Source organism: Paraburkholderia sp. BGA-UO-ETr-F21 (genome assembly GCF_059567925.1).
This window is the reverse complement of record NZ_JCAQOY010000003.1, coordinates 18,607-35,007: the sequence shown is the minus strand read 5'-3', so window position 1 is coordinate 35,007 and position 16,401 is coordinate 18,607. Positions and strand designations below refer to the sequence as shown.

The window sequence follows — 16,401 nt, the reverse complement described above, 5'->3', positions numbered from 1 at the left end:
TCCAGTGGCATTAAGTAATATCGAAACGTACCCGATGACCCGCGGATGGTCAGGCACGGCGCCACGCTCCTTTATTCTGCGCAGCAGTCCCGGCACCTTGGTCACCATGCAGCCACCCATGAATCTAGCGCAGTCAATTCTCGCGCGTTTGTTACCGGCCGGCACCCAGGCACGGGCCGCCCGATGAGCCAATCCCGCTTCTCAGACCAGCGCGAAGCCAAATCCCGCCGCGACCCCGCGGTGTCGCGCCGTCGCGCGTTTCTCGCCATTCCCGCGCTCGGCATATTGGTCCTGATCCTGCTTTGGACAGTGATCTTCGCGCGTCTGTCGGTCGAGAAGGAAGCCACTTATCGTGAAGCCATGGCCTCTGCCGCGATTCTCTCCGCGGCACTGGAACAGCACACGGTCAAGGCGATTCACCAGGTCGACCAGATCACCCGCTTCGTCAAGTTCGAGTTCGAGAAAACGCCGAATCATTTCGATCTCGCGAGCACGGTGGAAAAAGGTGTGGTGCAAAGCGAAACGCTCGTGCAAGTTTCGTTGATCGACGAACACGGCACGCTGATCGCCAACACGGCCGAACTCAATCCCAAGCGCATCGACCTGTCCGACCGCGAACACTTCAAGGTCCACGAACACGAGAACGACGATCAGTTGTATATCAGCAAGCCCGTGCTCGGCCGCGTGTCCGGCCACTGGACTTTGCAGATGACACGGCGTTTGAATCATCCGGACGGCTCGTTCGCGGGCGTCGTGGTGGTCTCCGAAGACCCCAGCTATTTCACGAGCGATTTTTATAACAACGCGGCGATTGGCCGTGAAGGCGTGATCGCGGTGATCTCCGACAACGGCGCCGTGCTCGCGCGGCGCACCGGTACCGCCGACACCGCGAGCGGCGCCTTCTCCGCAAGCGGCTCCTATCCGACCTCGGAGCATGTGTCGGGCACCTACGTCGATTCGATCGACAACGTCACGCGCATCGTGTCGTACCGGCATATCGACGGCTATCCGCTCGGTGTACTGGTGGGCTTGTCGCAAGCGGAAGAATTCGCCGACTACAACCACACGCGCAACGTCTATCTGCTGATGGCAGGCTTCATCTCGCTCGCCATGCTGAGCTTCTTTGCCGTGGCGACCGGCCTGATCGGCAAGCTGCTCGGCCGCGAGCGCGAGATGACTCACCTCGTCGAATACGATCTGCTCACCGGCTTGCGCAATCGCTACGCGACGCTGCAAAGCCTGCGGCACGACGTCGCGCAGCCGGCCAACCTCGGCCACCTCGCGATTCTCTTTATCGACCTCGACAACTTCAAGACCGTGAACGACACGCTCGGCCACAACGCCGGCGACATCGTGCTGCAAATGACAGCCTCGCGGCTCGCCGCCGCGGTGGCCGACGGCGGCGCGTTGAGCCGCATCGGCGGCGACGAGTTCGTCGTCGTGATCAAGGGCGAGGACGTCGAGAAGCGCGCCGTCAAGCTGGCCGAAGCCGCGGCCGAAGCGTTCGACAAACCGTTCGAAGTTCGCGGCAGTTCGTTCGTGCTGCATGCGAGCATCGGCATCGCGCTCTACTCGGTGGCCAACGAAAGCGAGATCGACCTGCTGAAAAAAGCGGACCTCGCCATGTACAGCGCGAAAGACGCGGGCAAGAACTGCTATCAGTTCTACTCACCGCAACTGTCGCATCGCGCCGATCATCTGATGAAGTGGGAGCAGCAATTGCGCGTGGCGCTCGCTGAAGGGCAACTGTTCCTCGCCTATCAGCCGAAGATCGATCTGGCGCGCCGCTGCATCACCGGCTTCGAGGCGCTGGTGCGCTGGAACCATCCGCAGCACGGCTTGATTCCGGCCAACGAGTTCATTCCGGTTGCCGAATCGACCGGCCTCATCGTGCCGATCGGCGACTTCGTGATCGAAACCGCCTGCCGTCAACTTGCGCTGTGGCAGCAACAGGGCTACGACACGCTGTCGCTCGCGGTGAACATTTCGGCGGTGCAATTCTGGCGCGGCGACCTGTACGAAACCATCTCGCACGCCATCGAGGAAAGCGGCATTTCCGCGCGCCGCCTCGAACTTGAAATCACCGAAACGGCGATGATGGAATATCCCGAACTCGTCTCGGAGAAAATCTTCGCGTTGAAGCGCCTCGGCGTGCGCATCGCGCTCGACGATTTCGGCACCGGCTACTCGTCGCTGTCGTACCTGAACCGTTTCTCGGTGGACACGCTGAAAGTGGACCGTTCGTTCATCCAGGCAATTCCAGGCGACCGCAGCGTCTGCGTGATGGTCACCGCGATCGTCAACCTGGCACGCTCGCTCGGGCTCACGGTGGTGGTCGAAGGTACGGAGACCGAAGAGCAGATTGCCTGGCTCGCCGCGCTCGGCCATATCGAGGCGCAGGGCTTCCTGTTCTCGCGTCCCGTGCCGGTGGACGCGATTCCGGCGCTGCTCGAGCGCTTCGGCGTCTGCGGCTTAACCGTCCCTGCCCGGCGCGCCGGGAACGAGACCGACAGCACCACCAGCGTGTCCAGCACCGGCACCTGAACGCCACGGGCCACACGGGTCGTCGCGGATGATCTACCCGCGACGCCGCAAACCCGCTACATTCTCGCTGTACTGGTCACAGCGCGATGCCGCTACCGGCCGCGTCGAATCACCAAGAAGATCTCACAGGACGGCGCCCGCCTGCCGGGCGCTTGCGGCGCCATGCAGACGACCACGAGCCAGGATGCTGCCAGACGAGGGGAACGGGAACCGCTATGGACGCTGTTCCGGGTCGTGTTCGGCCTGTCGGCGTTGTCATGGGGCGGCCTCGCCCTCATGGCGCAACTCGAAAACCATTACGTCGAGCGCAAAGGCCGCCTCTCGCGCGTCGCCTTCTCCGATCTGATCGCTCTCGCCTGGATGGTGCCCGGCCCGGTGGGCTGCAATGTCGCCGTGCAATTGGGGCATGCGCTGCGTGGACGCGCCGGCGCTTGGATCGCGGGCATTGCCAGCGTGCTGCCCTTCTTCATGCTGATGACGCTGTTCGCGATCTTCTACCGCACGCCGCTCGTGCGCGCCGCCGCCTCGCAAACCTTGCTCAATCACTTCAGCGTCGTGCTGGCCACGCTGATCGCGATCACCTGGTACAAGCAGACGCGCGCGCTGGTGCGCGGCAAGCTCGAATGGCTCGCGACGGTGCTCGGTTGCGTCGCGCTCTTCTATGCGCACAGTCCGGCGGCGTATGTCCTCATGCTGGGCGCGGCCTTCGGCACCGGCTGGCTGGTGAGCCCGGTTCGCAACGCGCCTCTTGTCGTCTCGTTGGCGCGTGGCGACTGGCAGATGCTGACCGCCCTGTGCGGATTCCTCGTGCTGTTCGCGCTGCCGCTGCCCCATCGCTATGACCTGGCGCTGTTGTGGCCGCGGCTCGCCGGCGCCGGCATGACCCTGTTCGGCGGTGGCTTCTCGGCGTTGCCGGTGCTCAAGACGCTGTTCGTCACGCCGGCGATCGGCGTCTCCGATAACGACTTCACACTGGCGTTCTCGTTGTCGCCGTTATCGCCCGGGCCGCTGCTAAACGTGGTGCCGTTCTTTGGCTATCTGGTGGATGGCTGGGTGGGTGCGCTGATTGCCACGCTCGCGCTATTCGTGCCGTCGGGTTGCCTCGTCGTGCTTGCGCAACGGCATCTGCATCAGTTGAAGGCCAATCCGCGATTCGAGCACGGCATGCGGATGCTGCGCGCGGTCACTACCGCGTTTCTCGCTGTGGCCGTGCTTCGCATTGCCGGGCATGTGCCGTTCAGCCCGGTTTATCTGATGACCGCGCTGTTCTCCGGCATGTGCTTCGCGAAGCTGAAGGTGCCGGTGTACGTGGTGTACGGGACGGTGGCGGCGGTGTGCGGGTTGTGGCTCGCGTACGGCGCGCTGATTTAGACGGCGGTGTGCGCCGGTGTACAGGACCGTAGCTGCGGTGTGCGGGTTGTGGCTCGCGTATGGCGAGCTGATATAGACGGCGGCGTGCGTGGAGAAGGCCGCGCTTGGTGCCCGCTAGCCGCGCGGCGGTGTCGCTGCGCACCTAGCGGATTTCAATTAGCGTAGCGGGTTCAGAAGCCGCGCGAGAGCACCGCAACGCCGATCGTCACCACGCCGAGCACGATATTGATCAGCACCAGACGACGGATCGTGCCGACTGCCCGCGCGCCATCCGGCCATTTTTGCGCCTGCACCGCGCGACGGATGCGCGGGAACACGGCAAACCGGATGTGCCCAAAGATCAGCATCATCACGATGCCGAGACCGGCCATGGCATGCAGCGGCCAGGTGGCATGGCCGCCGCCGAATTGCATGAGCAGAAATCCGCCGGTGAGGAGAATCACCAGCACTGACGCGGCGACCCAATTGAAGAAGCGGCCGAACACCGATTCCCACAACGGCAAGCGTAATTGAGGCGAGAGATCGGCAATCGCCGGACGCAGACAGAAATGGGCGAACACCATTCCACCTACCCACACCGCAACCGCGAGCAGATGTAGAAAGAGCGCGAGTTCGATAGCCTTGTTCATGTTGTTTTCCTCTCCCGACGACGCCACACCGCTTGTGCAGAGTGCTATTAGCAGCGGCTATTGAATGAAATGCGCTCAAACGCGGCGCCTCGCGCCAGGCCCCCGGCGAAGGCAATCCCCCAAGGGGACTTTCTACGGGGCGGAAAACGCGCGACGACCCGGCGTTTTCTTGAGAGCCCATTCGACCACGCAGTCCGCACGCAGTTCCGCTGCACTCGTGGCTTTCACGTCGTGTTGTAGTTGTTATCGCAGCATGCCCACCGCAATGGCCAGGCTGCGCCCCGATTTGATACCGCGCACGACAAGCGCCTCGCATGCTAGCAGACGCTCGCCGTGTTCCTTCGTCAAGCTTTGTTAAACGGCCAGCACCGGACGCATGCCTTCGAGCTTCATCTTGCTCTCGGGCGTGCGGCCCTTGCGCGCCCGCTTGCCGATATGCGGCGCGAGCGCCGCGCCGCTCACCTTTTCTTCATCCACGCGGCCGCCACGGCGCGTGCCGATCAACACGACACCCGCGTTGTTGATGGCGAGCGCCTGCGCGAGCGTTTCATTGTCGTCGAGCGCCATCAAGGTGACGCCGCGACCGCCGCCGGAGAGCGTCTTCATCTCGTCGAGGCCGAACACCAGCAGGCGCCCGCCCGAGGAAAGACACGCAATGTGCGTCGCATCCGGCAGCATCGGCATCGGCGCGAGCGGTGCGGCGCCCGCGTCGATCGTCATGAACGACTTGCCGGCCTTCACGCGGCTCACCATGTCGCCGACCTTGGCGATAAAGCCGAAGCCGTTGCTCGAAGCGAGCAGCAACGCCTGATCCGCGGACGCCGCGTAGTAATGCATCAGATGGCTGCCCGACTCCAGTTCGATCAGCGACGTGACCGGCACGCCGTCACCACGGCCGCCCGGCAACGTGGCGACCGCAACCGAATAGACGCGGCCGTTGCTGCCCCACGCGACCAGCGTGTCCGGCGTGCGGCACTGGAAGGCCGCGTACAGCCCGTCGCCGGCCTTGAAGGTAAAGCCCGCCGCGTCGAGCCCGTGGCCCTTCAGCGCGCGCACCCAGCCCTTCTGCGACACCACCACCGTGACCGGTTCGTCGACCACGCGTGCTTCAAACGTTGCGCGCTTTTCCTGCTGGATGAGCGTGCGGCGCTCGTCGCCGTATTGCTTGGCGTCGCCCTCGATTTCCTTGATGAGCAGGCGCTTCATTGCCGATTCGCTGCCGAGCAGTTCTTCCAGCTTGGCCTTCTCGTCGCGCAGTTCTGCCAGTTCCTTCTCGATCTTGATCTTCTCGAGCCGCGCCAACTGACGCAGGCGGATTTCAAGAATGTCTTCGGCCTGGCGATCGGACAAGCCGAACGCGGCCATCAACGCGACCTTCGGCTCGTCCGACTCGCGAATGATGCGGATGACTTCGTCGATATTCAAAAAGACGATCATCCGGCCTTCGAGGATGTGAATCCGGTCGTCGACCTTCGTCAAACGATGACGCGTGCGGCGCGTCACCGTAGCGAAACGGAACGCGATCCACTCGTGCAGGATTTCGCTCAAGCCCTTCTGACGCGGCCGGCCGTCGCCGCCGACCATGACCATATTGAGCGACGCGTTCGATTCGAGGCTCGTATGCGCGAGCAGCGTGTTGACGAAATCCGTCTGGTCGATGCGGCTCGACTTCGGTTCGAACACGAGGCGCACGGGTGCGTCCCGGCCGGACTCGTCACGCACGGCATCGAGCAGCGCCAGCATGGTCTGCTTGGTTTGCAGCTGTTCGGGGGTGAGCGCCTTCTTGCCGAGCTTGATCTTCGGGTTGGTCTGCTCTTCGATTTCTTCGAGCACTTTCTGCGCCGCGGTATTCGGCGGCAATTCGGTGATCACCAGTTGCCACTGGCCGCGCGCGAGTTCTTCGATCTTCCAGCGCGCCCGCACCTTCAGGCTGCCGCGGCCGCTTTCGTACGCGGCGGAAATTTCGGTGTCGCTCGAAATGATCTGACCGCCGCCCGGGAAGTCCGGCCCGGCGATGTGCTGCATCAATTCCGCGTGCGAAATCTTCGGATTGCGGATCATCGCAACCGTTGCAGCCGCCACCTCGCGCAGATTGTGCGACGGAATTTCCGTGGCCAAACCCACCGCGATGCCCGACGCGCCGTTCAGCAACACGAACGGCAAGCGGGCCGGCAACAGCCTCGGCTCCTCGGACGAGCCGTCGTAGTTAGGCATGAAATCGACCGTGCCCTGATTGATCTCATCGAGCAGCAGTTTCGAGATCGGCGTGAGGCGCGCTTCGGTGTACCGCATGGCCGCCGCGCCGTCGCCGTCGCGCGAACCGAAATTGCCCTGACCGTCGATCAGCGGATAGCGCATCGAGAAGTCTTGCGCGAGGCGCACCAGCGCGTCGTACGCGGACTGGTCGCCGTGCGGGTGATACTTGCCGAGCACGTCGCCGACCACGCGCGCCGACTTGACCGGCTTCGCGTTGTCGGAGAGGCCCATGTCGTTCATCGCGAACAGGATGCGGCGCTGAACCGGCTTTTGCCCGTCGCACACGTCCGGCAGCGCGCGGCCCTTGACCACGCTCACCGCATAGTCGAGGTACGCGCGTTCCGCGTAATTGCCGAGCGTGAGAAAGTCGCCTTCCGGGGGCGGCGGCTCGGTGAAAAGGTCGAGAGTGTTATCGTCGTCCATCTAGATTCCGTATCCGTGTTTGGCGTGAAGTTTTCGTGCGGAGTGAGTGCACCTTAAAAGGCGCTCAGATATCCGCTTCCACTTCGTTGCCCTTTTCTTCCAGCCAGCTGCGCCGCGACGCCGCTTCGCCCTTGCCCATCAACATGGTCATGCGTGCGACCGTGGCGTCGTAGTCGAGTTCGCCGAGCGCGACAGGAGTTAGGCGCCGCGTATCGGGGTTCATGGTGGTGTCCCACAACTGCTCCGCGCTCATTTCGCCGAGACCCTTGAAGCGGCTGATCGACCACTGCGTGTCGCGCACGCCGTCCTTGCGCAGCTTGTCGAGAATCGCTTCGAGTTCGCCTTCGTCGAGCGCATACAGCTTTTGCGCGGGCTTCTTGCCGCGCGCGGGAGCGTCGACCCGGAACAGCGGCGGGCGCGCCACGCACACGTGACCACGCTCGATCAGCTGCGGGAAATGCTTGAAGAACAGCGTGAGCAGCAGCACCTGAATGTGCGAACCGTCGACGTCAGCGTCCGACAGAATGCAGATCTTGCCGTAGCGCAGATTCGACAGATCGACCTTGTCGTCCGGGCTATGCGGATCGACGCCGATCGCCACCGAAATGTCGTGCACTTCGTTATTGGCGAACAGCCGGTCGCGCTCGGTTTCCCACGTATTCAGCACCTTGCCGCGCAGCGGCAGGATGGCCTGATATTCCTTGTCGCGGCCCATCTTCGCGGAACCGCCCGCCGAGTCGCCTTCGACGAGAAACAGTTCGTTGCGGCCGATTTCCGTCGATTCGCAATCGGTCAGCTTGCCCGGCAACACGGCGACGCCCGAGCTCTTGCGCTTCTCGACCTTCTGCCCGGCACGTGTGCGCGCCTGCGCCTGCTTGATGACGAGGTCCGCGAGTTTCTTGCCGTGCTCGACGTGCTGGTTCAGCCACAACTCCAGCGCCGGCCGCGCGAACGACGACACCAGCTTGACCGCGTCGCGGCTATTCAGGCGCTCTTTGATCTGCCCTTGGAATTGCGGATCGAGCACCTTCGCCGACAGCACGAACGACACGCGCGCGAACACGTCTTCAGCGAGCAGCTTGACGCCCTTCGGCTGCAGGTTATGCAACTCGACGAAGCTCTTCACCGCCTGGAACAGACCGTCGCGCAAGCCGGATTCATGCGTGCCGCCCGCGGGCGTCGGAATCAGGTTGACGTACGACTCGCGCATGAGCGGGCCTTCTTCGCTCCACGCGACGACCCACGAGGCGCCCTCGCCCTCCGCGAAAGTCTCCTCGCTCGCACGCGAGTTTTCGACATAACGCTCGCCCTCGAACAGCGGAATCAGCAGATCGCTGCCGTTCATGCCTTCGAGCAGATAGCCGCGCAGACCGTCTTCGTATTTCCAGCTTTGCTGTTCGCCGGTTTTCTCGTTGATCAGCGTGACTTCCACGCCCGGCAACAGCACCGCTTTCGAGCGCAGCAGACGCTGCAATTCGCCGAGTGGCAGGTTCGGCGAATCGAAGTATTTCGGATTGGCCCACGCGGTGACGCGCGTGCCGGATTTCTTGTCGCCTTTTGCCGCGGCGCGCACTTCGAGTTCCTTGGCGACGTCGCCATTGGCGAAACTCAGTTCGGCGATCTTGCCTTCGCGCCACACGGTCACGTCGAGGCGCGTGGAAAGCGCATTGGTGACGGACACGCCGACGCCGTGCAAGCCGCCCGAGAACGTGTATGCGCCGCCGGCGGCCTTGTCGAACTTGCCGCCCGCATGCAGGCGCGTGAACACGATTTCGACGACCGGCACGCCTTCTTCCGGATGCAGGCCGAATGGAATGCCGCGACCGTCGTCTTCGACCGAGACCGAATGGTCGGCGTGCAGCGTGACCGTGATTTGCCGGCCGTAGCCGCCGAGGGCCTCGTCCGACGCGTTGTCGATAACTTCCTGGATGATGTGCAGCGGATTCTCGGTGCGGGTGTACATGCCGGGCCGTTGCTTGACCGGCTCCAGACCCTTCAACACCTTGATCGACGCTTCGCTATACGCGGCGTTTGGCTTTTTCGTAGACATGGTTGACTCGGATGCGTCGGTTCATCGTTGTCCACAGGAGCTGTGGACAGGTCCGTGGACAATGCGTTGAGTTTTCAAAAAAAGCGAAACGAAACAATGAGGTTAGGTGGGGTGCCCGTGGTGCGGGCAAGCTGTTTTGTCGCCTGGCTTCCGGTTGACGCGCTCGACGGCCGCTCGAAGCCGGCCCTTAGGCCGGGCAACGTCGACGCGGGTGCGAACGCCGGGGAAGCCTGTTCGCGGGGTATTTTACTGATTTCGATCCGGGCGGCAATTCGCGACACGCGGGAATAGCCGTCTGGATAAGGGGTGGCGGTGACGCCGCGCAGTCCCGCCTCGCCCCCACACGTCACTTGCGCCGGTTCTCCAGCTCGTCCCAGCGCTCGAGCGCGATCAGCAGTTCTTCGTCGATCGCGGCGTAGCGTTCGGTCAGCCGCGTGCCTTCCTGCGCATCTTTGGCGAATACGGAACCGTCTTCGAGTTGCGCGCCGATCGTTTTCTGCTCCGCTTCAAGCGCGGCGATCTTCTGCGGCAGCGCCTCCAGTTCGCGCTGCTCCTTGAACGACAGCTTCGCGGCACGTTGCGTATTGCGGCCCGCGGAACTGTCTTTGGCCGGCGCCGCGTCTTTACCCGCTTCCTTGCCGGCTTCTTTCTGCGCCTCCAGCGCCATCTGCTGCGAGCGATCGCGCTGGATCTGCCAGTCGGTAAAGCCGCCGACGTACTCGCGCCACTTGCCGCCGCCTTCCGAGGCGATCACCGAGGTCGCGACGTTGTCGAGGAACGCGCGATCGTGGCTGACGAGCAGCACCGTGCCGTCGTATTCCGTGAGCAGTTCTTCGAGCAGTTCGAGCGTGGGAATATCGAGGTCGTTGGTCGGTTCGTCCAGCACCAGCACGTTGGCCGGGCGCGCGAACAGACGCGCGAGCAGCAGGCGATTACGCTCGCCGCCCGACAGCGATTTGACCGGCGAACGCGCGCGCTCCGGCGCGAACAGGAAGTCGCCGAGATAGCTCATGACGTGCTTCTTCTGGCCGTTGACTTCGACCCACTCGCTGCCCGGGCTGATGGTATCGGCGAGGCTCTTTTCCAGATCGAGCTGCGCGCGCATCTGGTCGAAATACGCAACCTGCAGATTCGTGCCGATGCGCACCGTGCCTTCGTCCGGCGCCAGTTCACCGAGGATTATCTTGAGCAGCGTGGTCTTGCCCGCGCCGTTCGGGCCGACAAAGCCGATCTTGTCGCCGCGCATGACCGTGGCGGTGAAGTTGTCGACCACCGTGCGCGAACCGTAGCGTTTGGTCACGTCGGTCAATTCGGCGACGATCTTGCCGGACTTCTCGCCCTGACCGACGTCGAGCTTGACGTTGCCCTGCACGTTGCGGCGTTCCGCGCGCTGGTTGCGCATCTCCACGAGCCGCGCGATCCGGCCGACACTGCGCGTGCGGCGCGCTTCGACGCCCTTGCGAATCCACACCTCTTCCTGCGCGAGCAGCTTGTCGAACTTGGCCGCTTCCACCTGTTCGACTTCGAGCTGCTGCGCCTTCCTGGTCTGGTAAGCGCTGAAATTGCCCGGATACGACAGCAAACGCCCGCGGTCCAGTTCGACGATGCGCGTGGCGACGCGGTCGAGGAACGCACGGTCGTGGGTAATGAAGAGCAGGCCCGCGCGCAGCGAGACCAGCAGGTCTTCGAGCCAGCGGATGCCGTCGAAATCGAGGTGGTTGGTCGGCTCGTCGAGCAGCAGCACGTCGGGCTGCACAACCAGCGCGCGCGCCAGCGCGACGCGCTTTTGCATGCCGCCCGACAGCGAACCCACCCGCGCCTCGCCGTTCAGGCCGATCTGCTGCAACGTGGTCGAAACCCGCGTGCTCCAGTTCCAGGCGTCCGAATGGTCCAGCGACGACTGCAGCGTGTTCATGCGCGCCATGAGCGCGTCGTGCTCGGCGCCCTCCGGCTCGTCGGCGAGCTGATTGGCGACCGCGTCGTATTCGTCCAGCAGCGCGCGTGCGTGCGTGAGGCCCGCGGCGACCGCGTCGAATACCGTGTCGTCCGTGTCGAACTCCGGCTCCTGCGGCACATAAACCGTGGTCAGATTCTGCTGGCGCGTGACGAGCCCGTCGTCAGGCTTGGTCAGATCGGCGACGATCTTCAGCAGCGACGACTTGCCCGCGCCGTTGCGGCCGATCAGCCCGACGCGCTCGCCCGCTTCGAGAGAGAAATCCGCGTGATCGAGCAACGCGACGTGACCGAAGGCCAGTTGGGCTCCGGTAATGGTGTAAAGCGACATGGAGAATTGGAGAAGACAGCGATGAGTCGGAACTGCTCATTGTACCGGGCGCGCGGGCGGCTGCCTGTCTGCCGGAAGAGATAGGCCGAATGGCCGGCTTGCCAGACGCGAAAAAACCGCTGCATAGGGCGAAAAAGCCGGCTGGCATGGCCGGAGCGCGTTGGCGCGCGCCCGGCCGTCTCGTGCGGCGTCTTATTTCACGTGCACGGTGATGGTCTTGCTCAATTCCGGACCATACGAACGATGCGCGCCGTCGCCGAATTGCAACGTCAACGTGTGGTCGCCCGGCGGCAGCGTCAGATCGGTCTCGGTCTGGCCCTTGCCGAAGTGCAGCGACTTGTCGTTTGCCGGGATGACCTCGCCCTTGGGCAGCGGCTTGCCGTCCACCAGCAGATGATGGTGCCCCGTGCCTTCCGTCATCGTGCCGGCCGGCGCGACCTTCATGCCGTCGACACCGAACACCACGTGGACGGGATTACTGACCGTCGCGCCGTCCGCCGGTTGGACGAACGACACGCTTGCGGCCTGCGCCACGCCGGATACCGCGAGCAATCCGGCCAATGCCGCTCCAGCCAACCATGTGTTTTTGAGCATCGTTTTTTCTCCTTTTTTGGGAAACGAGAGTCGTGTGCGGGCCATGTCGGCGACGACGGCACGCTCAGTAACCTGAGGCCGATCGTCGCAATTCATGCCGGGCACCCCGGCGCGCCGGTCTAAAAGACTAGCTGCGGATCAGAGCATACACGGAGTGTGTGACGCGGTTCGTCCCGCGGTTCACCCTACGGGGTCCGGGTTGTCCCGGGCATTGTCGAGCGCTTTGCGGCGCTGCCGCATCGCTAGTTTTCTGCCGGATTGACAAATTCCGGTAATATTGCGGGTCGCCACCATGCCCAAAAAAGGGGCAGACTGCGTGGATCATTGCATTGAATTGGAAAAGAGTACGTCGTGAGCGAAGTAATTGAAGTGACTGAATATAAGAGCTGGGTCTGCCTCATTTGCGGCTGGATCTACAACGAGGAAGAAGGCTTGCCCGAAGAAGGTATTGCGCCGGGCACGCGCTTCGCCGCGATTCCCGAAGACTGGCGCTGCCCGCTGTGCGACGTGGGCAAGGCCGAGTTCGCGGTGGTGGAGTTCTGAAGCGGGTTGACCGGATTGTTCGCTCGCGGCGGTAGTCCGCTGCGCAAGGAAGCCGGCGGTTCGCGCGGCCCAGCAGGTTAAACCTGCTGGGCCGCTTGCTTTATGGGACGGCGCCGTAGCGCTGTTCCTGCTCTCCTCGCTCCCGGACGGGTTTGATATACTCTGCGCTCGCTGGCGAACCTGAACTCGTCCGATCCTCGCGGACCTTGTCCGGTAGCGGGATTGCGGTGATCATTCCGGTTTGGTCCTCTCCCTGTAGTTCAATGGATAGAACAAGTGCCTCCTAAGCGCTAGATACAGGTTCGATTCCTGTCAGGGGGACCAGATAGCTTCCCAGCGTCACCCAAGTTTGCCCAAAAAAGCCCCGTAAGCCTTGCGCTGCGGGGCTTTTTGCTGCCATCATTGCCCACGTTTTCCCAACACAAGCCAGATTCGTTGGGGGTATCGGTGGGGATATCGCCGAATACCCCCAAATTCGATACCCCCACATCATGCCCAAGCAAATCGCGCCTCTGAGCGAGCTTCAAGTCCGTAAGGCCAAGCCGGCCGAACAGCCCTATCGTCTCGCTGACGGCAAGGGCCTCTACCTCCAGGTGATGCCGAACGGCTCGCGCTATTGGCGCATGAAGTACCGCTTCGACGGAAAAGAGAAGCTCGCGTCATTCGGCGTCTACCCGGAAGTGTCCTTGGCCGACGCGCGCAAGGCTTGTCTCGCCGCACGCCAGCTCTTGAAGGCCGGAACCGACCCATCCGAACAAAAAAAGGAAGTGAAGCGCGCCCGCGCGCTCGAAGCCGTTTCCTCGTTCGAAGCTGTCGCACGCGAATGGTTCGAGTCGCAGAAAGCTGGCTGGACGGAGGTCTACGCCGGCAAGGTGATCAATTCGCTCGAAGTCGACGCCTTCCCGAAGATCGGTGCCAAGCCGATTGCCGACATCGAAGCGCCGCATATGCTGGAAATCGTGCGCGCAATCGAGACCCGCGGCGTACGCGAGACGGCCAAGCGTGTCCTGCAGCGATCCCGCGCCGTTTTCCAGTACGGGATCATGACCGGCCGCTGCTCACGCAACCCGGCCGCTGACATCGATCCTGAAACCGTGCTGAAGAAAGGCGCCGGCGTCAAACATATGGCGCGCGTCAAGGCGGTCGAGATCCCACAACTCATGAATGACATTGCCACCTACTCCGGCGATCGGGTGACGCAACTCGCGCTTCAATTCATGGCGCTGACATTTGTGCGGACGACCGAAATGATCAACGCCGAGTGGACCGAAATCGACGAGAAGGCTTGCGAATGGCGGATTCCAGCCGAGCGCATGAAGATGCGCGATCCGCACATCGTGCCTCTCTCAAAACAAGCACTCGAAGTACTCGTGGAGTTGAGGAAGCTGAACGGCGCCGAGAAGCACGTGTTCTACAGCGTTCAAGGCAGGAGCCGTGGCCCCATTTCCAACAACACCATGCTCTTCGCCTTGTATCGTATGGGCTACAAGTCACGCATGACTGGCCACGGATTTCGGGGCCTGGCCGCGACCGTCTTGCGCGAATTGGGATATAGCCGCGACGTGGTGGATCGGCAACTCGCGCATGCTGAGCGCAATCAGGTAACGGCAGCCTACGTGCATGCGGAATATCTGCCAGAGCGCAGGAAGATGATGCAACACTGGGCCGATCATTTGGGCCAACTGGTCTTTGGCAAATACTAGAAACGGAAAATCACTTACGCAGTGTTTTGAACAGCATGGCGCCTCCCACATGCCGGCCCAAACACTGAGCATAATCAAGGGTAAACGACTAAATCCTTATCGCCTGCGCATTTTGGAAATCCGGGTAACATCTCTCGCACAAACAGAAATAAAATGAGAGAGATAGACATGAAATCCCGAGAGTTCCCAACGGAAGCGCTTATGCGCGCTGACTTCCCGGAAGAGTTTGATGCGACGTTCTACCGACAGGCATATGAATACCTGCGCCAGATGAGCAGCGCGCAGGCGCAAGCTCACTATGCGCAGTACGGCGTGCACGAAGGTCGTCAGCCGAATTCGATTGGCAGCCGTCAGGATTTTGTTGGGCTGATTCCAAAAACTGCATCGACGCTTGAAATCGGACCGTTCTTCTCGCCCGTTCTTCGAGGCGAGCGAGTCAAGTATTTCGACGTTCTATCTCAAGCCGATCTTCTTAAGCGTGCCAGATCGCTCGGATATGCTGACGCCGAACCGCCGCATATCCACTTCGTCTCACCAAACGGTGATCTGAGCATTGTCGACGAGCAGTTTGATTTCGCTATCAGCAGCTACTGTCTGGAACACCAGCCAGATCTTGTGAAGCATTTGAGGGACGTGTCGACTGCCTTGAAACCAGGTGGCTGTTACCTAGCCCTCGTGCCAGACAAGCGCTACTGTCATGACCACTTCACGGCCGAAAGCACGATAGCAGGAGTGCTGGATGCGCATCATTCTGGCCGTACCACGCACTCCCTTCGGTCAGTAATAGAACACCTGGCGCTATCTGCGCACAATGATCACTTCCGGCATTGGAGCGGTGATCACGGCGAGCAGTTCGACGATCTTGATGGCCGCATAAAAACGGCCATCGACGTATTCGAACGTGCCAAGGGTGGATATGTCGATGTCCATTCGTGGTACTTCACGCCTGCTTCGACGCTTCAGATCCTGGGTACATTGTGGCGCATGAACTATATCGATTTTCAGTGCATACGCTGCTATGAAACCAGGAGGAACCATAACGATTTCTGGGTCGTGCTTCAGAAGCCTGTTTAAGGAACTCGCTGGATTGACAGATATGAGAATCCGGCTGCCGTTGAAAGTGTCAGGGCTACTCCCGTACTCTGGAATGCCTGTATGCCTATCGTCTGCCCTGCCGTAAGCGACGCCACAGTGTGAACCTGTATTGATCGGAAAATCGATGAGGTCGATTCCGCGCGACTGTCGCCGATCGCGATCGTGACACCGTTCGCCAAGACCGAAAGCGAATAGTCATTGCCGACGGCCGTCGTCGAGCTGTTGAACATCACCTGGGCATCGACGCGATAGAATCCGGTTGCCGGTGCCGTAAAGATGCCCGTCGATGCGTTGAAGTTCGTATTGACGCGATCGAAGGTCTTTGTCCACGTGGTGACTGTCGTGTTCGCATTGTTCGGGATCGATTGGCCGCTCGTGTTTGTGTATAGAAGCGCATCGTTACCGCTTGCGCTCAGCGTCGTGAAGGCGCCGGACGAGGCCGACGAACCGCCAATAGCTGTATTGTTGATCGTGCCGCCTCCGATAGTCGCAGATGGCGTGCTAACCGACGAGAATGCCCCGCTGCTGGTCGACGTCGAGCCGATAGGACCAGGCGATGCAAAGGTGGCGCCTCCCAAAGTCAGTGCATTGATGGTGGCATTACAGCTGAAACCTGATCCTCCTGTATAGGTCAATGCAGACGAAGTGCCTGAACAATTGGGAACTGCTGCTGCGGTTGGGCTGGCAGACGAGCCTGTGACGTTAGCCACAACCGTGTTCGCTGCCTGCGCGGCCAATGAGGTTGCGGTGACGTTGCCCCACGCCGGCGCGCTTGATGCGCCAGTCGAGACGATCGCCTGACCCGAAGTAGAGCCGGCAGGATTGAGCAACTGAATCGGGTTGAGAGTTGCCCCGAAGGTGGTGGCCGCGGCGCATGCGAGCGCCAGAAGGGTAAGCAGTCGTTTCATG

The 16,401-nt window shown here is 62.0% G+C and carries 11 protein-coding genes and 1 tRNA gene; 6 read left to right on the top strand and 6 right to left on the bottom strand.

The window, feature by feature from the left end:
* Positions 1-183 precede the first annotated feature (183 nt).
* Both AC57B1_RS00800 and AC57B1_RS00795 read left to right on the top strand, forming a co-directional pair.
* The gene (locus AC57B1_RS00800; protein WP_496416294.1) at positions 184-2,544 is read left to right on the top strand and encodes a bifunctional diguanylate cyclase/phosphodiesterase; all 2,361 of its coding nucleotides are present in this window, start codon (positions 184-186) and stop codon (positions 2,542-2,544) included.
* Positions 2,545-2,706: 162 nt separating this feature from the next.
* Positions 2,707-3,915, top strand: coding sequence for a chromate transporter (locus tag AC57B1_RS00795; RefSeq protein WP_091796172.1), 1,209 nt, complete (start codon positions 2,707-2,709; stop codon positions 3,913-3,915).
* A 170-nt stretch (positions 3,916-4,085) separates the two neighbouring features.
* Here the strand turns inward: AC57B1_RS00795 and AC57B1_RS00790 are convergent, their stop codons facing one another.
* The 5 genes from AC57B1_RS00790 to AC57B1_RS00770 form a co-directional block, all read right to left on the bottom strand.
* Positions 4,086-4,544: a CopD family protein gene (locus AC57B1_RS00790; protein ID WP_012432243.1), complete on the bottom strand. Its 459-nt coding sequence runs from the start codon at positions 4,542-4,544 to the stop codon at positions 4,086-4,088.
* Positions 4,545-4,898: 354 nt separating this feature from the next.
* Complete coding sequence (gene parC, locus AC57B1_RS00785; protein ID WP_091796174.1) at positions 4,899-7,223, bottom strand: DNA topoisomerase IV subunit A; 2,325 nt, start codon at positions 7,221-7,223, stop codon at positions 4,899-4,901.
* Positions 7,224-7,287: 64 nt separating this feature from the next.
* Positions 7,288-9,273 (bottom strand): DNA topoisomerase IV subunit B, encoded by a 1,986-nt coding sequence (locus AC57B1_RS00780; protein WP_408345084.1) that lies wholly within the window; start codon positions 9,271-9,273, stop codon positions 7,288-7,290.
* 346 nt (positions 9,274-9,619) lie between these two features.
* Positions 9,620-11,557 (bottom strand): ATP-binding cassette domain-containing protein, encoded by a 1,938-nt coding sequence (locus tag AC57B1_RS00775; protein WP_091796178.1) that lies wholly within the window; start codon positions 11,555-11,557, stop codon positions 9,620-9,622.
* A gap of 192 nt (positions 11,558-11,749) precedes the next feature.
* Positions 11,750-12,151 (bottom strand): DUF4399 domain-containing protein, encoded by a 402-nt coding sequence (locus AC57B1_RS00770; RefSeq protein WP_496416293.1) that lies wholly within the window; start codon positions 12,149-12,151, stop codon positions 11,750-11,752.
* A 351-nt stretch (positions 12,152-12,502) separates the two neighbouring features.
* Here AC57B1_RS00770 and AC57B1_RS00765 point away from each other — a divergent pair, with 351 nt between their 5' ends.
* The 4 genes from AC57B1_RS00765 (at position 12,503) to AC57B1_RS00750 (ending at position 15,471) form a co-directional block, all read left to right on the top strand.
* A complete protein-coding gene (locus AC57B1_RS00765) occupies positions 12,503-12,694 on the top strand; it encodes a rubredoxin (RefSeq protein WP_007175738.1) in 192 nt (63 codons plus the stop codon).
* A 249-nt stretch (positions 12,695-12,943) separates the two neighbouring features.
* Positions 12,944-13,018, top strand: a tRNA-Arg gene (locus tag AC57B1_RS00760).
* A gap of 167 nt (positions 13,019-13,185) precedes the next feature.
* Positions 13,186-14,397, top strand: a complete 1,212-nt coding sequence (locus AC57B1_RS00755; RefSeq protein ID WP_496416292.1) for a tyrosine-type recombinase/integrase — start codon at positions 13,186-13,188, stop codon at positions 14,395-14,397.
* Between the two features lie 168 nt (positions 14,398-14,565).
* Complete coding sequence (locus AC57B1_RS00750; protein ID WP_496416291.1) at positions 14,566-15,471, top strand: class I SAM-dependent methyltransferase; 906 nt, start codon at positions 14,566-14,568, stop codon at positions 15,469-15,471.
* On the opposite strand, the gene AC57B1_RS00745 is transcribed toward AC57B1_RS00750, so the two are convergent.
* Complete coding sequence (locus tag AC57B1_RS00745) at positions 15,468-16,400, bottom strand: hypothetical protein (protein ID WP_496416290.1); 933 nt, start codon at positions 16,398-16,400, stop codon at positions 15,468-15,470. The genes AC57B1_RS00750 and AC57B1_RS00745 overlap by 4 nt on opposite strands.
* Between the last annotated feature and the right edge of the window lies 1 nt (position 16,401).